Annotated in this window: 22 protein-coding genes; 10 read left to right on the top strand and 12 right to left on the bottom strand. The window is 45.2% G+C overall.

Features of this window, described 5'->3' with window-relative positions; all coding sequences use genetic code 11:
- Positions 1-12 precede the first annotated feature (12 nt).
- Both HNP76_RS07335 and HNP76_RS07330 read right to left on the bottom strand, forming a co-directional pair.
- Complete coding sequence (locus HNP76_RS07335; RefSeq protein ID WP_246462634.1) at positions 13-1,023, bottom strand: M23 family metallopeptidase; 1,011 nt, start codon at positions 1,021-1,023, stop codon at positions 13-15.
- Positions 1,020-1,613: an SAM-dependent methyltransferase gene (locus tag HNP76_RS07330; RefSeq protein ID WP_184659039.1), complete on the bottom strand. Its 594-nt coding sequence runs from the start codon at positions 1,611-1,613 to the stop codon at positions 1,020-1,022. The genes HNP76_RS07335 and HNP76_RS07330 overlap by 4 nt, the downstream gene beginning before the upstream one ends.
- Positions 1,614-1,864: 251 nt before the next feature.
- Between HNP76_RS07330 and rny the strand changes: the two genes are divergently transcribed.
- Positions 1,865-3,400 carry a ribonuclease Y gene (gene rny, locus HNP76_RS07325; protein ID WP_184659037.1) on the top strand — a complete coding sequence of 512 codons (1,536 nt, stop codon included), beginning with the start codon at positions 1,865-1,867 and terminating at the stop codon, positions 3,398-3,400.
- 142 nt (positions 3,401-3,542) lie between these two features.
- On the opposite strand, the gene lptB is transcribed toward rny, so the two are convergent.
- The 3 genes from lptB to lptC form a co-directional block, all read right to left on the bottom strand.
- A complete protein-coding gene (lptB, locus tag HNP76_RS07320) occupies positions 3,543-4,418 on the bottom strand; it encodes an LPS export ABC transporter ATP-binding protein (protein ID WP_184659035.1) in 876 nt (291 codons plus the stop codon).
- Entirely contained in the window at positions 4,415-5,161 is a 747-nt protein-coding gene (locus HNP76_RS07315) for an LptA/OstA family protein (RefSeq protein ID WP_184659034.1), read from the bottom strand. Before HNP76_RS07315 ends, lptB begins: the two co-directional genes overlap by 4 nt.
- Before the next feature lie 91 nt (positions 5,162-5,252).
- Entirely contained in the window at positions 5,253-5,852 is a 600-nt protein-coding gene (lptC, locus tag HNP76_RS07310) for an LPS export ABC transporter periplasmic protein LptC (RefSeq protein ID WP_184659032.1), read from the bottom strand.
- 124 nt (positions 5,853-5,976) lie between these two features.
- On the opposite strand from lptC, the gene HNP76_RS07305 reads away from it, so the two are divergent.
- Together HNP76_RS07305 and HNP76_RS07300 are read left to right on the top strand one after the other, a co-directional pair.
- Entirely contained in the window at positions 5,977-6,792 is an 816-nt protein-coding gene (locus HNP76_RS07305; protein WP_184659030.1) for a CheR family methyltransferase, read from the top strand.
- A 75-nt stretch (positions 6,793-6,867) separates the two neighbouring features.
- Positions 6,868-8,076 (top strand): protein-glutamate methylesterase/protein-glutamine glutaminase, encoded by a 1,209-nt coding sequence (locus HNP76_RS07300; RefSeq protein ID WP_184659028.1) that lies wholly within the window; start codon positions 6,868-6,870, stop codon positions 8,074-8,076.
- 54 nt (positions 8,077-8,130) lie between these two features.
- Here the strand turns inward: HNP76_RS07300 and HNP76_RS07295 are convergent, their stop codons facing one another.
- The 5 genes from HNP76_RS07295 to HNP76_RS07275 form a co-directional block, all read right to left on the bottom strand.
- A complete protein-coding gene (locus HNP76_RS07295; RefSeq protein ID WP_184659026.1) occupies positions 8,131-9,393 on the bottom strand; it encodes a CobW family GTP-binding protein in 1,263 nt (420 codons plus the stop codon).
- A 101-nt stretch (positions 9,394-9,494) separates the two neighbouring features.
- Positions 9,495-10,079: a DUF4340 domain-containing protein gene (locus HNP76_RS07290; protein ID WP_184659024.1), complete on the bottom strand. Its 585-nt coding sequence runs from the start codon at positions 10,077-10,079 to the stop codon at positions 9,495-9,497.
- Positions 10,080-10,081: 2 nt separating this feature from the next.
- Positions 10,082-12,181, bottom strand: a complete 2,100-nt coding sequence (locus HNP76_RS07285; protein ID WP_184659022.1) for a GldG family protein — start codon at positions 12,179-12,181, stop codon at positions 10,082-10,084.
- 5 nt (positions 12,182-12,186) lie between these two features.
- Positions 12,187-12,912: an ABC transporter permease subunit gene (locus HNP76_RS07280; RefSeq protein ID WP_184659021.1), complete on the bottom strand. Its 726-nt coding sequence runs from the start codon at positions 12,910-12,912 to the stop codon at positions 12,187-12,189.
- Between the two features lie 10 nt (positions 12,913-12,922).
- Positions 12,923-13,864 (bottom strand): ABC transporter ATP-binding protein, encoded by a 942-nt coding sequence (locus HNP76_RS07275; RefSeq protein ID WP_184659020.1) that lies wholly within the window; start codon positions 13,862-13,864, stop codon positions 12,923-12,925.
- 191 nt (positions 13,865-14,055) lie between these two features.
- Here HNP76_RS07275 and HNP76_RS07270 point away from each other — a divergent pair, with 191 nt between their 5' ends.
- The 3 genes from HNP76_RS07270 to HNP76_RS07260 all read left to right on the top strand — a co-directional run bounded on the left by HNP76_RS07270 (position 14,056) and on the right by HNP76_RS07260 (position 15,577).
- Positions 14,056-14,364, top strand: a complete 309-nt coding sequence (locus HNP76_RS07270) for a type II toxin-antitoxin system Phd/YefM family antitoxin (protein WP_184659018.1) — start codon at positions 14,056-14,058, stop codon at positions 14,362-14,364.
- Complete coding sequence (locus HNP76_RS07265) at positions 14,364-14,813, top strand: type II toxin-antitoxin system VapC family toxin (RefSeq protein WP_184659016.1); 450 nt, start codon at positions 14,364-14,366, stop codon at positions 14,811-14,813. Before HNP76_RS07270 ends, HNP76_RS07265 begins: the two co-directional genes overlap by 1 nt.
- Before the next feature lie 86 nt (positions 14,814-14,899).
- Complete coding sequence (locus HNP76_RS07260) at positions 14,900-15,577, top strand: HAD family hydrolase (protein WP_184659014.1); 678 nt, start codon at positions 14,900-14,902, stop codon at positions 15,575-15,577.
- 3 nt (positions 15,578-15,580) lie between these two features.
- On the opposite strand, the gene HNP76_RS07255 is transcribed toward HNP76_RS07260, so the two are convergent.
- Entirely contained in the window at positions 15,581-16,171 is a 591-nt protein-coding gene (locus tag HNP76_RS07255) for a hypothetical protein (RefSeq protein WP_184659012.1), read from the bottom strand.
- A gap of 130 nt (positions 16,172-16,301) precedes the next feature.
- On the opposite strand from HNP76_RS07255, the gene HNP76_RS07250 reads away from it, so the two are divergent.
- Entirely contained in the window at positions 16,302-16,697 is a 396-nt protein-coding gene (locus HNP76_RS07250) for a BRO-N domain-containing protein (RefSeq protein WP_184659010.1), read from the top strand.
- A complete protein-coding gene (locus HNP76_RS07245) occupies positions 16,697-17,011 on the top strand; it encodes a helix-turn-helix domain-containing protein (RefSeq protein WP_184659007.1) in 315 nt (104 codons plus the stop codon). Before HNP76_RS07250 ends, HNP76_RS07245 begins: the two co-directional genes overlap by 1 nt.
- Positions 17,012-17,030: 19 nt before the next feature.
- Here the strand turns inward: HNP76_RS07245 and HNP76_RS07240 are convergent, their stop codons facing one another.
- A complete protein-coding gene (locus HNP76_RS07240; RefSeq protein WP_184659005.1) occupies positions 17,031-17,525 on the bottom strand; it encodes a COG2426 family protein in 495 nt (164 codons plus the stop codon).
- 90 nt (positions 17,526-17,615) lie between these two features.
- Here HNP76_RS07240 and HNP76_RS07235 point away from each other — a divergent pair, with 90 nt between their 5' ends.
- Positions 17,616-19,895, top strand: a complete 2,280-nt coding sequence (locus tag HNP76_RS07235; RefSeq protein ID WP_246462636.1) for a toprim domain-containing protein — start codon at positions 17,616-17,618, stop codon at positions 19,893-19,895.
- 16 nt (positions 19,896-19,911) lie between these two features.
- Positions 19,912-21,882 (top strand): DNA topoisomerase IV subunit A, encoded by a 1,971-nt coding sequence (locus HNP76_RS07230; protein ID WP_184659003.1) that lies wholly within the window; start codon positions 19,912-19,914, stop codon positions 21,880-21,882.
- Positions 21,883-21,894 lie beyond the last annotated feature (12 nt).

Here is a 21,894-nt window from a genome sequence, read left to right as displayed (position 1 = left end):
GCCAATAAAGTTTTAGTTCCAGAGATTTTCTGGATTAACCTGTTTATTATTCTTGAATACCGTGAAATGCAGGTGAGGGCCTGTACTCATGCCCGTGCTTCCGACTCGGCCGATTCTTGTATCCTGAGTGACGTAATTTCCTTTGTGACAAAGAATTGCGCTCATGTGACCGTAAAGTGTCTTGTAGCCTGAGTGATGGGCGATGATAACGTAGTTTCCGTAAGTTGAGTTGTAGCCGGTTGCAGTAACCTTTCCAGGAAGGGCTGCGTAAATACTTGTGCCTGTAGGACAAGCCATGTCAACGCCTGAGTGATAAGAACGGGCACCAGTGAAAGGACTTGCACGCCAGCCGAAGCTTGAAGATTTGTACCAGCGGGCACGGATTGGCTTTCGGAAGAGGTCGCCGTTGATTTCCTGGCGTGTAACCCAGTCGAGCTCAGCATCAGGAACGAAAATAGTAGAGCCGGCAGAAATTGCACTGTCGATTTCGATATGATTTACGGCTGAGCATTTTACCGCGTCAACCTTGTATTTCTGGGCGATAGAATCAATCGTCTCGCCGTCTTTTTTTACATTGTAAAGGATTCCCGGCATGGTCGGGATTTTGAGGTAATCGCCAATCTGCAAGAGCCTTGAATTCCGGATATTGTTTACTGAAATAATTGTATCAGAAGTGATGTCAAACTGTTCTGCAATGCGGCCGATCATGTCGCCTGAACGAACCCGATATGCAAAGTATGAAAGTTTATAAGTATCTTCAAAAGCAGCGTTAATTGCGCCTGATTCACCGCCCTGGGCCTCAGCTTCGGCGATTCCGTCCAGGACTTCTTCCGTAACAGGGATAGTCGGGCTTTCAAAACCGCCCTGACCGTTATTCTCAGATTTTGAAGTATGATTTGCAAAAACCATAGTTCCGGTCAAAACAAGGGTGCAGACACCAAAGGTGACAAAAAAACACTGGGCCGCGTTTCTGACCGACATTTTTTTGATTGTATTCCTGACTCCCCAAAAAACTTTTTTCATTTTTTACCCAACCCAATCAAGTATGTTTCAAAAGACTCTGAGCGACATGCCTGAGGCTTGAAGCCCTTTGCACTCGTGAAAACTTCACGCATTTTTTTAAGCAAAGCCTGCTGATCCCCATTCTGGAAAATCTTGACGGCAAAATTACCACCAGTTTTGAGCATCGTCTCCGCATACCAGATTGCCATTTTTACAAGACCCTGGGAGCGGGCTGTATCAACGACACGGTTTCCTGTTGTGAGCGGGGCTGCGTCACAAACCACAAGGTCAAAAGGACCTTCCGCCTTGATCTGGTCAAAAATTTCTTTTTGCTGCAAGTCGCCCTGAATGAAGACAAGATTATCGCCCTTTACGCTCTTGGAAAGAGGATTCAAATCGCAAGAAACGACCTTACCACTGCCTTCCATTTCACGGAGCAAAAAAGTTGTCCAGCTTCCCGGAGCCGCACCCAAATCAAGAACCTTGTAATTTTTCTTAATCATGCCGAATTTCTGGTCAATTTCCTGCAGTTTATACACGGATCGGGCCGGATAGCCCTCCGAAAATGCCTTGCGAGACCAGAAATCAGGTTTTTCATAAGAATTTGCCATAATAAAACTCACCGGAACCACAGAGTGAATTCCGCATACTAGATTGTCGGTCTAAATTAAATCAGATTTTAGGGAAAAAGTGAAGTATAAAATCAGTAGGGGGAAGTCTCCCCCTGGCTACAAACGCTCTGCGTTTTCCGCCACCCCCTCTACGGGGACACCCCGTAACGCCCCCAAAAACTATATTTGACAACTACGATTTGATGTAGTATTATAGAAGAACTGATTTCATAAACTAGGGGAAGTCTAAAATGGACAAGAATTTGATTATGTTCATTGGTCTCCCGGTTGCAGGAATCGTTCTTGGATGGATTATTCGATGGTGTTATGCCAGATTTCAACTATCTGCGTCAGAACAAAAAGCTGAACGCTTAAGACAGGATGCAATAAAGGAAGCAGAAGCACAGAAAAAAGAAATTTTGCTTGAAGCAAAAGATCAAATCATTCGTGAACGAAAACAGCAGGAACGGGAAGATCGTGAACGACGCGCTGAGGTTCAGCGATACGAAGCGCGTGTAAGTAAAAAAGAAGAGCTGATTGACAAGCGTGCCGAAGAATTTGACAAAAAAGAGCTCGAATTCGCAGACCGTGCCAATGCTATGAAAAAACGTGAAGAGCAGCTTCGCACCCAGGAAGAGCAGTACCGCAAGGAATTAGAGCGGATTTCAGGTCTTTCTGCCCAGGAAGCCAAAGATTTAATAATCAAAAATCTAGAAAACGATGCTCGCCACGACGCACAGGCTCTCTTAAACAAAATTGAGCAGGATGCCCAGCTTTCAGCCGAAAAGAAAGCTCAGGAAATTCTTATTTCCACAATCCAGCGAATCGCAACAGAAACAACAGGAGATTTAACAGTCACCACAGTTTCTTTACCGGGCGATGAAATGAAAGGCCGAATCATCGGTCGTGAGGGCCGCAACATCCGTGCCCTTGAAACACTTACTGGTGTCGACATCATTATCGACGACACACCAGAGGCTGTTGTAATCAGCTGCTTTGACCCTGTTCGCAAGGAAATTGCCAAACAGTCACTTGAACGCCTTGTTACGGACGGTCGCATCCATCCGGCCCGCATCGAGGAAATCGTTCAAAAGGTCACTCGTGAGATTCAGCAGAAGATTTACGAAGAGGGCGAAAAGGTTCTCTTCGACCTGGGAATCCACAACATGAGTCAGGACGGAGTCCGGGCTTTGGGAAGGCTCTACTTCCGCACAAGCTACGGTCAGAACGTACTCACTCACTCAAAGGAAGTTGCAGAAATCGCTTCTTTGCTTGCAGCCGAAATCGGAGCAAACAAGGAGCTTGCTAAACGTGCTGCCCTTCTCCACGATATCGGTAAGGGAGCGGAAAACGATTCAGACCAGAACCACGCAGAGGTTGGTGCTGAAATGGCCCGCAAAATGGGCGAAGACGCAAAAGTCATCAATGCGATTGCCGCACACCACAACGATGTTGAGGCAACAACAATTGAGGCTGTCATCGTTCAGATTGCAGACGCAATTTCCGCAGCCCGACCGGGTGCACGCCGCGAGACTGTTGACAACTACGTCAAGCGTCTTGAGAACCTCGAGGAAACAGCCGAGAAGTTCAACGGTGTTGAAAAGGCCTATGCAATTCAGGCAGGCCGCGAGCTTCGAATCCTCGTTAACAACGAAAAGATTCCGGACAACGAAGTCAAAGAGCTTGCACAAAAAATTGCAAAGCAGATCGAAACGGATATCCGCTATCCGGGCCGCATAAAGCTGACAATGATTCGCGAAACACGAATTATAGAATACGCTCGCTAAATGATAAAAAAATGCCCCGCATCCATGCGAGGCATTTTTTTTGCGCACAGTAATCGCTCCTTTACGCGGAAAAATCACAGATTTTTCCGAGACTCGCTCAAAACTCACCTTGTGAGTTTTGCCGGCTTTCAGCCGTCGCTCCCTACATATGAAATGACTCTCCCAGGTAGATTTCGCGGGCTACAGGGCTGTCGATGATTTCCTGGCGGGTGCCTTGGATTAAGATCTGGCCGGTGCTTACTATGATTGCACGGTCGGTGATTTCAAGGGTGTCGCGGACGTTGTGGTCTGTGATTAAAACGCCGATTCCACGGTTTGCCAGAAGTTTTATCATGCCCTTGATGTCGGCTACGGCAATCGGGTCGATTCCGGCGAAGGGCTCGTCCAGCAAAAGGAATTTCGGCTCAATGGCAAGAGAGCGGGCAATTTCCGTTCTTCGGCGCTCGCCGCCTGAAAGGGTGTAAGCCAGCTGCTTTCGTATGCGGCCGATTGCGAATTCTTCTATTAATTCTTCAAGTTTTTGTTTTTTTTCGGCCCTGGTTAAGTCCGGACGGGTCTCCAGGATTGACCAGATGTTTTCTTCGACAGTCAGTTTTTTGAAAACGCTCGGCTCCTGGGGAAGATAAGAAATTCCCAGCTGAGCCCGCTTGTACATTGGAAGCGGTGTGATTCGCTTGCTGTCCAAAAAGATTTCACCGGAAGTCGGCTTGTAAAAGCCGACAATCATATAGAAACTTGTCGTTTTTCCGGCTCCGTTTGGTCCAAGCAGGCCCAAAACCTCACCCGTGTGCATCTGAAAATCAACGCCCTGCACGACCTTTTTTTTGCCGAATGATTTATAAAGAGAACTGACCCGAAGCGTATGGAGCGAAGAAGAATCATCTGCTGATGGGGGTACGGGGGTGTCCCCTGTAGAGGGGGTAGCGGAAAACGCTTCAGCGTTTGGAGCGAGGGGGCGGCTGCCCCCTTCTGTATTCTCACTTTCTAATTCGCCATTTTCAATTTCAATATCGCTCATGACTTTTCTCCATCAGACTTTTCAGTCTTTTCTGATTTTACAGGCTCTTCCTTCTTTTCGGCCTTTTCTTCGTCATCCTTCTGGCTTTCCTTTTCGGCGGCATCACTGTTGAGGATATCCGTAATTGCCGGAAGTTCAGGCTTTCCTTCAAGATCTGACTTTTCATCACCGCTTTCGTCAGGGTCTTTTTGACTTTCAGGCTTCTTTTCTTCTTTCTTTGAATCGGTTACGGTTCCGCTTACACGACCGGACAAGGTGATTTCCTGAGAATCAAGGTTAAGAATAATCTCCTGGGCACGGAAAGTATCCGCCCCCTGAACGATTTTTGGATTTCCGCTCATTTCAAGCATCTGGGCCGTCTTTCGGTAAATTGCAAAAGCCGCCGTACAGGTGTTGTCCTTCTGCTTGATGGTGACGCCAATCTGCATGGTTGCGAGCTCTTTATCCTGATTGTACTCAATAATCTGGGCATCGATGCTGACTTCGTTTTCAATATCCAGCATGTGGACTGAATCCTCAAGGCGGGCAAGCTTGGTCTGGCGGTCATAGCGCAGGCGGCCGCAGGTAAAGTCCATTTTTGTTTCGGTATTTTTACCTTCGACGCTTCCTTCGGCGGTTATGTAGCGGAAATCCTCACCGTCAAGGGAGATTGAATCAGCTTTTATTTCCATTACGGATGTTTTTACGAAGGCATGGCCGACAAGTTTCGTTTCATCAGTCTTGCTGCCGGAAACTCCGGTCATGGAATCAGCCTGAAATTTTATTTCCTCACTAAAGGCATGAGCGCCAAAAGAAAAAAGAAAGAGGCTTACAATGAATCTAAAAAAATTGGAATTACCCTTCACTTTCAGCCTCGTTTTCTAAAGGAGTGTCTTCGGTTTTTGCGGCAGGCTCATCATCCCCGGTAATTATCGTGCCGGAAACGGTATCGACAAATGAAAAAGACTTGCTGACTCCGCTGGCGCTGAAACCATAGCCCTGCATTGTCATATCATTTTTTTTGAGGCGGACTTCACTGCTCTTGCCGCTGGTAATCTGCTCAGTTTTTTTGTTGAAATTGAGGGAATCGGCTTCAATCTCCATGTCCTGCTTGGGAAGACGGAGCTGAATGTCACCGTAGAGGGTGTAAATTTCCTTTTTGGTGTTGGCCGCAATCAGCTGACAGGAACCGCCGGTATCTTCCTTTCCTTCCGAGTCATAAGTTTCGAAAACTGCATTTTTGGCAAAGACCGCATTGTCACTTTTGTACTGCTCCAGCTGCTCTGCCTTTAAGGAAACGTTTTTTTTGCTGGCCTCATATTTTGTATAACTTGCGTTCTTAAAGCAGAATTCCGGAATTGATGCTTCGGAATTTTCGCTGTTCAAGTAATTTAGTGAGCATGAAGCGGAGAAAAAAATTGCAGCTATTAATAGAAAGGAATAAGACTTTTTCATTACCTGTAATAAGATTCTACCATATAATATTTGTTTGTTTCAACGGAAAGAATTTTACAAGTTCTTTTTCAATATAAATTTAATTTTATTTACAATTCAAAAACAAGGGTGTATAATATAGATTATGGCAGACTTATTAACAGATGCAGAATTTGATATGTTCCGAAAAGTCATTTATGACGAAAGCGGAATCACCTTCTCGGCTACGAACCGTTCAATCCTCGACAGCCGCTTGAAGGAAAAACTACGCGAAAAGCAGCTGGACTCTATCGAAGAATACTATCGACTCGTCATGTCTAACAAAGAAGAGATGAAAATCATGCTCGACTCTGTTACGACCAACCTTACCCGATTCTTCCGTAACCAGCCACATTTCGATGCGCTTGTAAATTATGTAATTCCACATGTAATCGAGAATAAAAAGAAAACCGGCGATACTACAATCAAAATTTGGAGTGCTGGCTGTTCAACAGGTGAGGAACCCTACACAATCGCCATGATTCTTGCGGATGTTCTTCCTCCACCCTACAAATTCCAGATTACTGCTTCGGACATTTCACTCAAGTGTCTCATGACTGGTCAGGCAGGCTTCTATCCGGAAGCTCGAATCACTGGTATTCCGCAAAAATATCTGGACCGCTTCTTCATCAAGAATGACCGTGGTTATCAGGTAAAACCTGAGCTTATGCAGACTATCAAATTCGACTACCATAACCTGCGCAACGATTCAGGTGCAAGAAACCTTGATGTCGTTTTCTGCCGGAACGTTCTTATCTATTTTGACGAGCCGGCTCAAAAGAACGTAATAGACCGCTTCTGGAATTCTATGGCTCCAAATTCATATTTGTTCATCGGACACTCGGAAAGTCTGTTCGGCATGGACACGAAATTTGAGTTCCTGAAAACTGATTGGGCTTGTTTGTATCAAAAACACTCATAACCAGCGGTCTATATCAATTTTCAGAGTCTGCATTGCTTTCTTTGCAGACTGTTTTTTTATTAGGGAGGATTTAACATGGAAGATATTTCTGTTGCAATTTGTGATGACTCAGCGCTCATGCGCAATCTTATTTCCAGAGTAATCGATGAAACGGAAGGTTTAACTGTAGCCGGCAAGGCAATGAACGGCAAATTTCTCGTCGACAAGCTGGCCCTTTTCAAGCCGGATGTAATCGTCCTCGATATTGAAATGCCAGAAATGACCGGCGTAGAATTCTTGCGCTGGCGTAAACAGAATAAAGTCGATATCCCTGTCATCATCCTTTCCAGCATCGCTGAAAAGGGTGCCGCAGTTACTATCGAATGTCTCGAACTTGGAGCTGCGGACTTCATTACAAAGCCAAACGGCTCTATTTCTGCAGACATCAGCTCTGTTTCTGACAGGCTCATCGAGCTTATTTCTTCTTACGGTGGCTCTTATGCCCGCCGTCACGGCAAGCAGGTAAGGACAAGCGAATTCTTCTCAAACCTCGGCTCAGACCGTCTTGTAGAACGCAAGCTTGCTACTGCAATGGGCAAGGAAAAGGCTCAGGAATTCCTTTCAAGCAGCAAGGACAAGGCTTCCCAGAATGCAGCCTCTGCTTTTGCTTCTTCAACAACGCCAAAAGCTCCTGCCGTAATCGAAGCCCTGCGAAAGCCTGGCAAAATCGAAGTCATTGCAATCGGTATTTCTACCGGCGGACCTAACGCCCTCCGTGATGTATTCAAGATGATTGACCCTCACTTAAAGCAGCCGGTTCTCGTCGTTCAGCACATGCCAGCGGGCTTCACAAAGGAATTTGCAAACTCGCTCAATAAAATCTGCGCCCTCAATGTAAAAGAGGCCGAAGACAACGAACCGATCGAAGGCGGTACAATTTACATCGCTCCGGGCAACTATCATATTTATGTCGAGCAGACAAATTTCGGCAAAAAAATGCTCCGACTTTCTCAGGAGCCTCAGAGAAACGGCCACAGACCTTCTGCCGACGTTCTCTTTGAGTCAGTCGCAAAAGTCTATCAGAACCACGCTCTCGGCGTAATCATGACGGGCATGGGTAAAGACGGTGCTGTTGAGCTTGCAGAAATGCGCAAGCAGGGTGCTTGGACTCTCGGCCAGGACGAAGCTACAGCAATCGTTTACGGCATGCCAAAAGTCGCATACGAGCTCGGCGGTGTTCAGAAGCAGGTTCCGCTTGATAAAATGGCAGACGAGATTTCAAAGTTAGCAAGAGAAAATGCATAATAGTAAAATCTATTAGCTTATACAAGAAAAATCCCCGCGGTTGCGGGGATTTTTTTATGCCAGGCAGGCATCAAGTTCTGCTGAAATTGCTTTTTTGTCAAGGTTCTGACCGATGATGCAGAGTTTTACCATGCGGTCGCCAACCTTTTCGTCCCATTCCTTTTTGATTTCAGGATTTGAGGCGAGAATTGCTTCCTGCTCTTTTTTAGGAGCACATGCAATCCACTGGCCTGAGTATCCGGCCTGAATCTGGCGGCCTGAAGTCTCAAAGACGTATGCCATTTCTTCCTCATCACTGAACCAGAGCAAGCCCTTGCAGCGGATGATGTTGCGTGGCCATTTGTTTGCATATTCATCGAGCTTCTGGCGGTCAAAAGGCTTTCGGCGGTAGTAGATGAATGTTCCGATTCCGTATTCATCCTCGCTCTCGCCCTCGTGACGGTGCTCGTGGTGATGGTGATGATGATGTTCGTGCTCATCATGATCGTCGTCATGGTCATGATGGTGTTCACAGTGCTCGTCACAAACATGACCTTCCTCACCGTGCTCTGGATGATCGTGATCATGGTGATGATGCTCGTGTTCATCTTCATCATCATCGTCGTCGTCAATCTCGCCTTCTTCGAGTTGCTTACACCAGCCTGCGCTTGCGTAAACACCCTCAAAGTCAAAGCTGCCTGTAGCAAGGATGTCTGAAACAGGAACATCGCCGTGGCTTGTCTCGATGATTTTAACGCCTGGGTGAAGGACTTCGATTACCTTTCGGACTTTCTTGAACTGGTCTTCTGTTACCAGGTCTTTTTTGTTGATTACGAGGGTTGAGCAGAACTCAATCTGCTGAACGAGAAGAGACTCAATGTCTTCCTCGCCGATTTTATCTTTTGCAAGAAGCTTGTCGCCGCCTGCAAATTCGTCAACAAGGCGGGCTGCGTCAACAACGCCTACAACATTGTCGAGCTTGCCGTTTTTAATCAGCTCAAGTTCCTGAGCGATTGGCATTGGCTCACAAACGCCGGAAGCCTCAATCATGATGTAATCGTATTTGCCTGTCTTGATAAGGTTTTCGATATTCTGAGCAAGCTGGCTTTTGAGGGTACAACAGATACAGCCGTTTGTAAGAGGAACGATGTCGCTTGTATCAGTGATTTTTGCTCCGTCAGCAATGAGTTTGGCATCAACATTGACCTCGCCGATGTCATTTACGATGACGGCTACCTTGTAGCCTTCCTGATTGTTAAGAACTTTATTGAGCAATGTAGTTTTTCCCGCACCGAGATAACCACAAAGCAATGTCATTGGCGTAAGTTTTTTTGCCATTTTACAACTCCTAAAAGATTACCGGGCAAAAGCCCGGTAAAGACATATTTACTAATAATATAATGAATTTTTTGTTAATCGGCTATAACAAATCAAATTTTTTATACGCTTGGTGCAACTTCCGGAGCGGCTGTTTCTGCAGGAGCTTCTTCAGGCTTTGGCTCTTCGACCGGCTTTTTAAGTTCTTCGGCCTTAACAGCACACTTCTGTCTCAAAGCACCGCTGGCAAGATAGATTTCGCTCTTACCGTTTACGCGGATGTAGTTCTGCTGACCGCCAGCCGCATCTTTTCCGATTTCAAGATTCAAATATTCCTTGCTGTTGTCGCTGACTTTTACAGTGATTTTCTGTGAGTCAGTGAATCCGTATCGCTCGATTGCGTCTTCACTTGCCGACTTTGAAATCACGCTCAAAGTTTTAATTGAAATAAGGGAGTCTGAAATTGACTTTGCCTTGGCAGAATCAGCTTCCTCGTCGTTTACTTTCCAGAAATCGCCGTAACGCTTGAGGTTCACGCTGCCATTTTCAGAAGAAGAAATCTCAATCGTGTCGAAAGTCTTGTCAATCACGAAATCCTTTACGCTTGAACGGCTTCCGGCAATCAACTGCAAAATGTAGATCAAAGCCAGCAAAACGACACCGCCAGCGAGTATTGCTTTTCTAAGCATCAGTTTATTCTTAATCATTTTTATTTCTCCACTCTCGAATCATTCGGATTGTATCGCTCACGGATTGCACGCTTCTTTGCCTTGATTTTAAGGAGCACTAAAAGACCTGCAAGGGCTACGATTACGACAAGACCGATTTCGTTGAAGTATTTTGCAAATGTTGAAGCAGCCGCGCTTTTTACAGTGAGGGTGTTCAAAGACAGACCCTTTGTGCGCATCGTACACAAGTCTTCCTCGCCGTTGAGGTAATCTACGGCATTGCGGACGAACATTGATACAGGCTGTTTTCCTTCCTCGTCTAGAAGCTGGGCGTTGCTGAACAAAGGAATGCGGGCGCCACCCAGGATTGAGCTTCCGATTACGATGATTTTTGAATTCTGAAGGGATTTTGCAACGTGCTCATTTGAAGAAATTGAGTTGTCAGCTGAATCCGATTTTTTCTCATCATCCTTTTCGCTCTTTGGTTTGCCAGAGAATGCTGAAGAGAATTTTCCCTCAACCAAAACCGCAAGATTTTCGCTTGCCATTGTTGACTTGTCGCTTGGAATGGAAATGAAGCGGGGGTCAGGGCTGATGTTTGAGTCAACAGTCCAAGATTCTTTTGAAGATTTAGCAAGAACCGTGACCTTGGCGTTTGAATTGTCCTTTGCGGCCGTGATGTCAATCGGTGCATTCTGGAAGAAAATGACATAGCCCAAATTCTTTGTAATCGGGCTCTTCTGGTCGAGAGTATTTTTCTGCATCATAGGAGCGATGTAGAACTGCATTTTACCATACTGGCGGTCTGACTGGCTGAAACAGTTCAAGTCATAGACGTATTTTTTGCCTACAGAAAGACCGTATTTTTCAAGATTTTTTTCGAGACCTGTGTTAATCGGTGTGTAAGTCGGCTGAGAATAAGGATTTGCCTGCTGTTCCTCAAACGGGTCAACGAAGACCAGAAGGTTTCCGCCCTTCAAAACATACTGGTCGATTTTGTAAAGCTCCTCGTCTGTGAAAGAACTCTTCGGACCGTTGATGATTACGCTTGCATATTTCTGCGGAATATCTTCCTCTGAGAGTTTGATTTCCTTGAGAGTGTAGCGGTCTGAAACAAGTCTTGCGAAAACTGACTGTGAAGGCTGACCGTACTGAGACTCTTCGTTCAGTTCAAGCTCACCGTGACCTGTGATGTAACCGATTTCCTGAGATTTTGAAACGATTGACTTGAGGCTTTCTTCGATCTGGACAGTCAAATCGTCAAGCCCCGTAATCATATTGCGGCCGAAGAAGTCGCGGGTCATTTTTACAGGGAAGAGACTTGATTTTTCGCCGTATTCAAGAACGAGACCGATGGCACCAGTTCCGCTTCCAAGATTCGGATCATTCCAGTTGAGGCTCTGGATTCCGTATTTTTCGACGAGCTCTGGAATCTCAGCCGGGCTCGGGTCAATTGAAGCAAAAGAGATTCGGTTCTTGTTCTTTTTGTTGACTTCGTTGAAAGCTTTGCGGATTTCATCTTCCATCTGGTTGAATCCGACGATTTTGAAATCAGCGAGGCGTTTTGTCGCATAAAGAGTGAGCTTTACGTCACCGGCAAGGCCTGCGAGAGCACTTGTCGTTGAAACCATGTTTGAAATTGTTGTCGTGACGCGGTATTCAAGGCCGTCTGTTGAGGTGAGGGCATCAAGAATTTCAATTCGGTCGGCGTAAAGAAGGACGATTCCCATCCATACGCGCTTCATTCCGACTTCGTTGTTTTTAAGTTCCTGAATCTGAATCTGGTTCAAGCCGTAAGTGCGGGCAAGCTTTTCATTTTCAGGCTTTTTCATGTCCACGAATTCGTAGCTGAAATTGTCGTTGGCAGATGACTTGTACTCAACGAGAATATCCTTAATGTACTGATAGACGCTTGAGTATGGTGCGTTGAGGTTGTCAGAGAAGAATACTTTGACTGAAAGAGGCTCTTCAAGAGTCTTTACGACCTGTGCGCTTCCCTTTGAAAGTGAATATGACTTTGGAGAAGTGAGGTCGATTCGGAAATATGCGAGTGAAACGACAAGGTTTGCAAGAATCAAAAGCAGAACGAAGAGAAAGATGTCGCTTTTCGGACTTATTAAGTAATTGATGAATTTTTTCATGATGATTAACGGGCCTCCCCTGTTGACTTCAGTGACTCAACGGTCAGGACAAAGAAAAGTGCCGTGAGTGAAGCAAAATAAAGCAAATCACGCAAGTCGATGATTCCACGGGAAATTGACTCAAAGTGGCTTGATGCAGAGAAAAAATCAAAGAAAGCAACGACTGAAGCCGGCATGAAAATCAAGAAGGCAGAAATCAAAGTGAATACGATGCAGATTGCAAGAGCAATGAAAAAGGCGATAATCTGATTCTTTGTAAGGCTTGATGCAAAAAGACCGATTGCAGAGAAAGATGCAATCAAAAAGAGGGCGCCGAGATATCCGCCAATCATCGGACCGCAATCAGGCTTACCGAAGACAAAGCAAGTAACTGCATAGAAAAGAGTCGGAAGGAGAAGGACTGCACCAGAGACAAAAGCCGCAAGGAATTTGCCTGTTACAATCTCAAGCTCGGTGACAGGAAGTGTAAGCAGAGTCTCATAGGAACCGCTTCGCTTTTCTTCGGCTAGCATACGCATTGTAAGGGCCGGAATGAAGAAAGAAAGCACAATCGGCAGAAGACCGAAGAACTGTCTGAGCTCGGCACGATTATTCAGGAAGAATGTATTGAAAAACAAAAATCCCGAAGCCAAAAGGAAAAGCCCCGTAACAATGTAAGCAATAGGACTTGTAAAGTAAGCGCGGATTTCACGCTTGAATATGATAATGGAAGGATTCGATTTCTTATCCATAATTAAACTCCTAATTTTCAATCGTTAAGCCGTGGAAGATGTCTTCGAGGCTGTTCTTGCGGACTGAAAGTTCGTAGATAGTCCAGTTTTTCTCTGCGCACAGGCGGAAAAGATCCGGTCTTATTTCGCCTCCGTCTTTTGCACTGACAAGGAATGAAAGGGCGTTTGGAGCCGACTCAATTCTGTCTCCCTGAGTGAGAGTGCAGGAATCTACCGTATTAATAGAAGAAATTGATTCTTTTGCTTCTTCCTCAGCCACGCCGTCAATCTGGATGAATACAGTTTCTGCGTGACCGTATCGCTCGCGGAGTTCGGCTGTAGGGCTGTCTGCTACGACCTTGCCCTTTGAAATGATGATTACGCGGCCGCAGAGCATTTCAACTTCGCTCAAAATATGTGTCGAAATGATAACCGTGCGGGTTTTTCCGATTTCGCGGATTAAGTTTCGTACGTCTTCAATCTGGTTAGGGTCAAGACCTGAAGTTGGTTCGTCAAGAATAAGGATTTCCGGGTCATTCATGAGTGAGTGTGCAAGACCTACACGCTGCTTGTAACCGCGGGAAAGCTCGGAAATGTTTTTGTGCATGACTTCCTTGAGTCCGCATTCCTCACAGAGCTTTGGAATTTTTTCGTCCGGGTTCTGATTCTGCATGAGGGCGACATAGCGAAGGTATTCTTCGACAATCATATCGGCATAAAGCGGAGCCGATTCCGGCATGTAACCGATTTTCTGCTTTGCTTCGACAGGATTTTTTTCGATGTCGAGGCCGTCAATCAAAATCGTACCGGCACTTGGCTTAAAGAAGCCAGTAATCATACGCATGGTGGTGGACTTTCCCGCACCGTTAGGGCCCAAAAGACCTACAATCTGACCGGTTGGAATAGAAAAGCTTACGTCATCGACAGCCTTGAATTCCCCGAATCGTTTAGAGACATGAGATACTTCAATCATTTTTGTAATTTTCCTATTTAAAAAACACAAATATTTTAAATAGGTTATAATATTTTTATGAAAAATTCAATTTTTATTAAAGTTAAAAGTCAAATCTATCCTCAACTCAAAATTTCATAGCTATTTCAACTTGACTTCATAGCTATCTCACCATATAATTTACCTAGAAAGCTTTAATCAAGGAGAATGCCATGAATACAGTTCCAATTTATGAAGCAAAAAACAAACTTCCGCTTTTTATGCATCAGGCAGAAGAATCAGGTCCTGTTTTTATTTCCCGCAGGAATCAAACCGTTGGCGTTCTTCTTTCAATAAATGAATACAACAGACTTATCGCAGGCCGAAAAAAGGGCAACATTCTAGACCGTGCCGCAGAATTCCGCAGAAAAACCGCAGAGCTTTTAAGCGATGATGACATCGACAGGATTTTTGATGTTCGCGACCATTCCACCAAAGGCACGAGCTGGGAAGATGATGTTTTCAAAGGAGTTTTTGACTGATGCAAGATTATGATGAAGAAGAAGCTCATTACCTTCTGGATTCTAATATAGTTTCCGAAATAATAAAACGCAATCCAGATTTTAATGTAATAAAGAAAATTGCCGAACATAACTCTGACTGTGCAATCTGCGCTCCTGCATTGCATGAACTGCTATATGGCTATCACAAAATGGCAGATGGCATCGAAAAAACTTATCTTGGCAAATACATAGAAGATGATGTATTGGAGAATTTCAAGGTAAAAACTTACTCAGAAAAAGCCTGCAGAATTCATGCCGAAATTCGTGCGAAGGCAGAAAAAATTGGAAAGCCTGCCCCATTCTCTGACAGCATGATAGCCGCAATCGCGCTCGCAAACCACATGGTGCTTGTTACACGGAACACAAGGCACTTTACCGCAATTCAGGAAGTAAGCGAGCTGCAGATTGAAAACTGGTTCGAGGATTAGTGTTGCGGCAGGATTTTTACCAAAAAAATAACGGAATAGTGAAAGCCCTCGTGCCTTCGCAGGTGTTTTCTGCTATACTCTGCATCATGAAAAAATCAATTTTAGACGGAATCAAATGCGCCGTATTCGACATGGACGGAACAATTCTGGACTCAATGACCATGTGGCACACAATTGCAGATAAATATCTTATGAGCATCGGAAAGACACCGAGGGAAGATCTTTGGGACAATGTAAAAAGGCTCAACATGGTTGAAACGGCGGAATATTTTATTTCAGATTATGGTGTTGAAAAGACTGTTGAAGAAATCGGAATCGAAGTAGAAAAGCTGATAATGAAATTCTACGCTGAAAGCCTGCAACTCAAAGAGGGAGCGGAAGATTTTCTTAGGGAACTGAATGAAAGGAAAATTCCATGCGTTCTTGCAACTGCCACCGAGCGATCCTGCGTCCTTGCCTGCATGAAAAGACTGGACTGCGAAAAATATTTCAGTCACATAATCACATGCTTGGATTTGAACACGTCAAAATCCCAGCCCCTGATTTTTGAGGAAAGTGCAAGGCGATGCGGTGCAAAGCCGGAAGAATCTCTGGTTTTCGAGGATGCCCTTCACGCAATCCGAACGGCAAAAAAGGCAGGATTCAAAGTCTGCGCGGTCTATGATGCAAGTAATGAAGAACTGACAGAGCCGCCGCTTACGGACTGGGAAAGGATTCTTAAACTCTGTGACGTAAACTGCAAGAATTTGACGGAACTGCTGTAATTTCTAACTCAAAATCTCTGCCCAGGAACGGGAGTCGCGCTTTTTGGGGTCAACGCCCAAAGCGAGCAGGATTTTTTCGAGATTGGAGCGGACTTCGTCGGCAGGCAAGTCTTCTTTTGTGTATTCGATCTCTATATATAGAAGAGAATTTACTTTCTCAAGCTCCAGATGAGCCTCAAAACCGGAAGAATCCAGCGAACACAGTACGCCGACCGCATCCTTTTTCTTTTCGAACCACTTGATGAAGCCGCTTGCCTCAAAAAATGAGCGCAGGACATCCGCGTCTTCAATAAAAGTCTCCTTTTCGGAATTAAACTCAACGCCGTTTTCAATTGTTTTTTGCTTTATGCAGAAATATGATTTTTCCACGCCGCCGTCAGTTTTTTCGGTGCGGATACGGATTACGCGAAGTTCCTTGTTTTTAATCCGCTCTTCGTGGTTGTGATAGCGCGAAAAGTATTCGTCAGATTTGAGAATATGCTCAAAAGAATGAAAATTGAATGCCGGAAGACCCTTTTTCCCGCTGAGGATTTCTTGGATTTTTTCAAACTGTTCCTGCGTGAGCGGAACTTTTAATTCAATTTCTCGTGACATATCATAATTATATAATTTTTTGACACGCAGAATCTATAGCAAGAGGAACTTGTAAAATTATGTAGAAAATTATAAACACAATTGTATATTTTTATTGACTTATAAAACAAAGGTCCCTATAATATCAAATATGGAAGGTCAGATTACAAAGGCGTTTGAAAGCACTTCAATTCGTACCGCGTGGAATGAAGAGGAAGAAGAATGGTATTTCTCTGTTGTTGATGTTGTCGGTGTTCTTACGGAAAGTATTGACTATCAAACAGCCAGAAACTATTGGAAAGTCTTAAAAGCACGCTTAAAATCCGAGGGGTTTGAACCGGTTACAAATTGTAACCAGTTGAAAATGAAATCTGCTGACGGCAAAATGCGTCTTACGGATGTAGCAAATACAGAACAGCTTTTACGAATAATCCAATCAGTTCCCTCAAAAAAAGCAGAGCCTTTCAAAATGTGGCTTGCTCAGGTTGGTCGCGAACGGATAGAAAATATTGCCGGCAATCAGAAAGAAACTTCGGAGAAAAATTAATGGAATCAGTTATCAAGAAACTTCGCGAGCAAAACAGATATACTCAGGTAAAACTTGCAGAAGAACTTGGAATATCAAGACAGGCACTCATAAAATATGAAAATATGGAGCAGGAACCTCCGCTTTCTGTAATTCGCGCAGTAGCAAAAATATTTTCCGTAAGCTATGAATGCCTTATCGACAACGAACTGCCTGTGGAATCGACAAGCGAAGATGATACCATGATTGCAGAACTTGCAAAAAACTTTGTTAAGCTCAATGAGTCTGAAAAAAAGGCTGTCTTTGAAATGGCAAGAATTATGGCAAACTGCTAAAAAAAATGCCGTAATTACATTAAACAGCTACCGTAGCAACTCCAAAGCTTAAGGTCATCATGATAATTCCTGCAAGAAGAACTCCTGCGATAACTGCAATGCAGGTCTTTTTCCAGTTCATATCGAGAAGACTTGCCGCAAGAGTGCCTGTCCAAGCTCCAGTGCCTGGCAAAGGTATTCCTACGAACAAAAAGAGTGCGAAATACAAGCCCCGGCCCGCCTTTTCCTGCAATTTTGCTCCGCCGCGATGACCTTTTTCGAGGAAGAAACGGCAGATTCCGCCGATGAGTTTTTGATTCTGTCCCCATTCAAGGAATTTTCTGGCAAAAAGGAAAATGACCGGGACAGGGAGCATGTTTCCGATCATGCAAGTTACAAAAAGAAGGACGAGCGAAAACGGAGTCATTTCGATATTCTGAGCGGCAAAAATCCCCACGCCCACGGGAATTGCGCCGCGAAGCTCAATCAAAGGAACCATCGAAACTAAAAAAGAAATCAAAAGTGCTTTAGACATAAAAAACATTATAATAGAAAAGAATTGCACAAATCAAGAAAGGTCTGAAAAAATTGACTAGTTAAAAATTCTACTATATAATTATTCCTTATGGGTGGAATTAAAAAAGAAGAGAAGGATACAACTGCAAAAAAGGCAGCTGTTAAATCATCGTCTGAAAAAAAATCTACAGCAAAAACAACTGTAAAAGCAGCAGAACCAAAAAAAGCAGCCACAAAGACGGCAGCTACTAAAACTACTGCAAAGGCAACAGAAAAGAAAACGCCGGCAGCAGGCAAAAAAGTTGCGGCAAAAGAAGAATCAAAAAAAGAAGCGGCATCAAGCACAGCAAAGAAAACTGCCGCTAAAAAGCCTGTCGCAGGAATTGACGAAACCGGAACTTTCCGTGCATGGGACAACGCAAAGACTGTCGCAAAAACAAAAAAGGTGGCGGCTCCGTCAAATGCCGTAGAAGAGCGGGCAGCAGACAAAAAAGCGACTGCCGAGGCTGAGGCAAAACTCGCGGCTGCAAAAAAGGCTGACCCGAACGCCGGTATTGAAAAAAAGGAAGTAACTGCAGCTGACTATTCTGACGACAAAATCCGTCATCTCGACGCGCTTGAGCACATCCGCTTGAGGAGCGGAATGTACATCGGACGGCTCGGCGACGGCTCAAACCAGAACGACGGCATCTACATTCTTCTCAAGGAAATAATCGACAACTCAATCGACGAATTCATCATGGGATTCGGAAGCAAAATCGACGTTGAAATCAAGGAAAACCGCGTAAAAGTCCGCGACTACGGACGAGGAATCCCGCTCGGAAAGGTAATCGACTGTGTTTCAGAGATCAACACGGGCGGTAAATACAACGACGATGTATTCCAGTTCTCAGTCGGAATGAACGGTGTCGGTACAAAGGCTGTAAACGCCCTCTCTTCATATTTCCGCGTAATCTCCATCCGTGACGGAAAATGCGTAGAGGCAATCTTCGCCGAAGGAAAGCTTCAGTCAAACAAATCGGGAGCCGTAAAGCCCGGCACAAAGAACGGCACATATTTTGAATTCGTTCCTGACGTAAAGATTTTCGGAAAATATTCCTTCAACATGGAATATGTCGAAAAGCGCATGTGGAACTATGCCTACCTCAATTCAGGCCTCACACTCCGCCTCAACGGCCAGGACTTTGCAAGCGAAAACGGACTTTTGGACCTTCTTACAAAGGAACTTGAATCCGAGACAATCTACCCGATCGGCTCTTACACAGGCGAGCACCTTCAGTTCGCCTTCACCCACACAAACGCATACGGCGAAAATTATTTTTCATTCGTAAACGGCCAGTACACATCTGACGGCGGAACGCACCTTGCGGCATTCAAGGAAGGCTTCATCAAGGGCGTAAACGACTTCTTCCAGTCATCATATAAATCAGAAGACATCCGCGAAGGAATCACGGCGGCTGTTCTCGTAAAGGTAAAGGATCCGGTTTTTGAAAGCCAGACAAAGAACAAGCTCGGAAACACTGACATCCGCGCATGGATTGTAGGCGAAGTTCAGTCAGGCCTGGACAACTGGCTCCATAAGAACCCGAAGGCAGCGGAAAGGCTCAAGGCAAAAATCGAGGCAAACGAAAAACTCCGCACAGAGCTTTCGAGCGTCAAAAAGCAGGCGAAGGAAAACGCCAAGAAAGTCAGCATCCGCATTCCAAAGCTCAAGGACTGCCGCTACTTTGTCCAGGACGGCAAGAAAGGCGAGAATTCAATGATTTTCATTACCGAGGGTGATTCTGCTTCGGGCACGATGACGCACTCACGAAACGCCGACTATCAGGCAATCTTCTCCCTTCGCGGTAAGCCGGAAAACATGTACGGCAAAAAGCAGAGCGACATCTACAAGAACGACGAGCTTTACCAGCTGATGATGGCTTTGGGAATCGAAAACAGCGTAGAAAACCTCAAATACTCAAAAATCGTAATCGCAACCGATGCCGATAACGACGGCTTCCACATCAGGAACCTCGTACTCACATTCTTTCTCGGCTACTTTGAGGAACTGGTCACAAGCGGCAGGGTCTTCATCCTCGAAACCCCGCTTTTCCGCGTACGAAATAAAAAGGAAAACATCTACTGCTACAGTGAGGCAGAACGCGACGCCGCACAGAAAAAACTCGGCAAAGGCTGTGAAGTCAACCGATTCAAAGGTCTTGGTGAAATCAACCCGGAAGAATTCGAGCAGTTCATCGCCCCGGAAACAATGCACCTCACGCCGGTAGAAGTAAGCCAGCTCAAAATCATCCCGCAGCTCCTCTCCTTCTACATGGGCAAAAACACCCCGGAACGAAGGAAGTTCATCGAGGAACATTTGCTGAGTAATGCTGAGATTGATGTGTAATGTGTAAGGAAAGAAAATGGCATTTGTAAAAAATTTATTCGACAAGAACTTTATTGAATACGCTTCGTATGTTATCCGCGACAGGGCTATTCCTGACCTTGAGGACGGACTTAAGCCTGTTCAGCGGCGAATCATTCACACGCTTTTTGAGATGGACGACGGACGCTTCCAGAAGGTTGCAAATGTCGTCGGTCAGACCATGCGCTATCATCCGCACGGTGATGCTTCAATTTACGGTGCTGTCGTCACGATGGCGAACAAGGGCCTTTTCGCGCAGAAAGAACCTAAATTCAAGTGGATAAGCATCTTCCTTGAAAAGCAGGGAAACTTCGGAAACCTGATTACTGGTGCTACGGCGGCTGCAGGGCGATACATTGAGTGTCGCATCAATCCGCTTGCAAAGGAATTTTTCGTCACAAATCCTGCAATCACTCACTATATTCCAAACTACGACGGCCGAAGCACAGAGCCGGAAGTTTACCGCACAAAGATTCCTGTAGCCCTCATCATGGGTGCAGAGGGAATTGCGGTCGGCATGAGCACTAAGATTCTTCCATATAATATCAAAGAAGTTCTGGATGCTGAAATCAAGTGCCTCAAGGGCGAAAAGTTTCAGATTTATCCTGACGCACCAACCGGCGGCTTAATCGACGTTTCAAACTACAATGACGGAAACGGCAAAATCATTTCGCGCGCAAAGTTCGACACTTCCGACGAAAAGAGGATCATCATCACCGAACTTCCGCTTGATACTGACTCAAAATCGCTTCTGGAATCAATCGACGCAGCCTACAAGGCGGGCAAAATCAAAATCAGTTCGGTCGAGGACTATTCTACCGACTACTGCGAAATCGAAATCAAGCTTCCGCGCGGAGTTTATTCAAAAGACGTAATCGATTCCCTTTACGCCTACACTGACTGTGAAAAATCAATTTCCTGCCAGATGCTCGTAATCAAGGACAACATGCCTGTCGCAATGACGGCAACCGAAATCATCAAGTATTACGCGGGAAAACTCACCGGAATCATAAAAGACGAGCTTGAATTTGAAAAAGGTCAGCTCACAGACAAGCTCCACCTGCGCACCCTCGAGCGAATCTTCATCGAAGAGCGCATTTACAAGAAAATCGAGGAAATGAAGACTCAGGAAGCAGTTGTCAAGGCTGTTGTGGACGGCTTCGTTCCGTTCAAGGACGAGCTTATCCGTCCGATTACAAAAGAAGACGTTGACCACCTGCTCACGATTCCAATCCGAAGAATCTCACTTTACGACATCAACAAAAACCGTGCCGAAGTAAAGGAAATCAACGCGAAGTTAAAGGAAATCGCAAAGAAACTCAAGAACCTTACCGGCTGCGCAATCGACTATCTTGAGGGAATGATTGCAAAATTCCCGGCAAAGGAACTTGAGCGCCACACTCAAATCAAGAAATTCAACGCAACGGACGTTCGTGAAGTCGCAAAAGCCGACCAGAGCCTTCGCTACGACGAAAAGGGCTACCTCGGAATCAATGTCTCTGGCGGAACTGAAATCAAGAAAGTCTCTCCGTACGACCGAATCATCTGCGTGCGCAAAAACGGAATGTACGCAATCACCGATGTCCCGGACAAACTCTTCATCGACAAGGGAATGTGGTTCTGCGACATTGCAGACAAGGAAAAACTCCCGAAAGTGCTTTTCACGGTCATTTTCCGCGACCCGGCCACAGGTTTTGCTTCAATCAAACGCTGCCGAATCCTGAGCTGGATTATGAACCGCGATTACTTCCTTGCCCCGGACGGAATGGAAATTCTTCACATCGACACTCGCGAAAAGTTCACATTCACGCTGAACTATGTAAAAAAGCCGCGGGTCAAAATCACTGAGGAAAAATTCAAGGCTCAGGACTTTGAAGAAAAAGGCCTCAAGACCCTGGGTGTGCGTCTTTCGGCGCATGAGGTTGAAAGCATCAAAGTTGACGGAGTTCAGCTGGAACTAGGATTGTAAAAAGCGCAAAAA

It is taken from the genome of Treponema ruminis (assembly GCF_014201975.1).
In the GTDB taxonomy this organism is placed as follows: Bacteria; Spirochaetota; Spirochaetia; order Treponematales; family Treponemataceae; genus Treponema_D; species Treponema_D ruminis.
Note: the sequence above shows the minus strand (reverse complement) of the source record. Positions and strands in the feature narration are given on the sequence as shown.

Coding starts and splice junctions, on each gene's coding strand:
- HNP76_RS07230 (WP_184659003.1), top strand. CDS start 19,912: ATGGCATTTGTAAAAAATTTATTCGACAAGAACTTTATTGAATACGCT.
- HNP76_RS07235 (WP_246462636.1), top strand. CDS start 17,616: ATGGGTGGAATTAAAAAAGAAGAGAAGGATACAACTGCAAAAAAGGCA.
- HNP76_RS07270 (WP_184659018.1), top strand. CDS start 14,056: ATGAATACAGTTCCAATTTATGAAGCAAAAAACAAACTTCCGCTTTTT.
- HNP76_RS07290 (WP_184659024.1), bottom strand. CDS start 10,079: ATGATTAAGAATAAACTGATGCTTAGAAAAGCAATACTCGCTGGCGGT.
- HNP76_RS07315 (WP_184659034.1), bottom strand. CDS start 5,161: ATGACCGGAGTTTCCGGCAGCAAGACTGATGAAACGAAACTTGTCGGC.
- HNP76_RS07335 (WP_246462634.1), bottom strand. CDS start 1,023: ATGAAAAAAGTTTTTTGGGGAGTCAGGAATACAATCAAAAAAATGTCG.
- HNP76_RS07260 (WP_184659014.1), top strand. CDS start 14,900: ATGAAAAAATCAATTTTAGACGGAATCAAATGCGCCGTATTCGACATG.
- rny (WP_184659037.1), top strand. CDS start 1,865: ATGGACAAGAATTTGATTATGTTCATTGGTCTCCCGGTTGCAGGAATC.
- HNP76_RS07255 (WP_184659012.1), bottom strand. CDS start 16,171: ATGTCACGAGAAATTGAATTAAAAGTTCCGCTCACGCAGGAACAGTTT.
- HNP76_RS07250 (WP_184659010.1), top strand. CDS start 16,302: ATGGAAGGTCAGATTACAAAGGCGTTTGAAAGCACTTCAATTCGTACC.
- HNP76_RS07240 (WP_184659005.1), bottom strand. CDS start 17,525: ATGTCTAAAGCACTTTTGATTTCTTTTTTAGTTTCGATGGTTCCTTTG.
- HNP76_RS07280 (WP_184659021.1), bottom strand. CDS start 12,912: ATGGATAAGAAATCGAATCCTTCCATTATCATATTCAAGCGTGAAATC.
- lptB (WP_184659035.1), bottom strand. CDS start 4,418: ATGAGCGATATTGAAATTGAAAATGGCGAATTAGAAAGTGAGAATACA.
- HNP76_RS07295 (WP_184659026.1), bottom strand. CDS start 9,393: ATGGCAAAAAAACTTACGCCAATGACATTGCTTTGTGGTTATCTCGGT.
- HNP76_RS07300 (WP_184659028.1), top strand. CDS start 6,868: ATGGAAGATATTTCTGTTGCAATTTGTGATGACTCAGCGCTCATGCGC.
- HNP76_RS07245 (WP_184659007.1), top strand. CDS start 16,697: ATGGAATCAGTTATCAAGAAACTTCGCGAGCAAAACAGATATACTCAG.
- HNP76_RS07305 (WP_184659030.1), top strand. CDS start 5,977: ATGGCAGACTTATTAACAGATGCAGAATTTGATATGTTCCGAAAAGTC.
- lptC (WP_184659032.1), bottom strand. CDS start 5,852: ATGAAAAAGTCTTATTCCTTTCTATTAATAGCTGCAATTTTTTTCTCC.
- HNP76_RS07275 (WP_184659020.1), bottom strand. CDS start 13,864: ATGATTGAAGTATCTCATGTCTCTAAACGATTCGGGGAATTCAAGGCT.
- HNP76_RS07265 (WP_184659016.1), top strand. CDS start 14,364: ATGCAAGATTATGATGAAGAAGAAGCTCATTACCTTCTGGATTCTAAT.
- HNP76_RS07285 (WP_184659022.1), bottom strand. CDS start 12,181: ATGAAAAAATTCATCAATTACTTAATAAGTCCGAAAAGCGACATCTTT.
- HNP76_RS07330 (WP_184659039.1), bottom strand. CDS start 1,613: ATGGCAAATTCTTATGAAAAACCTGATTTCTGGTCTCGCAAGGCATTT.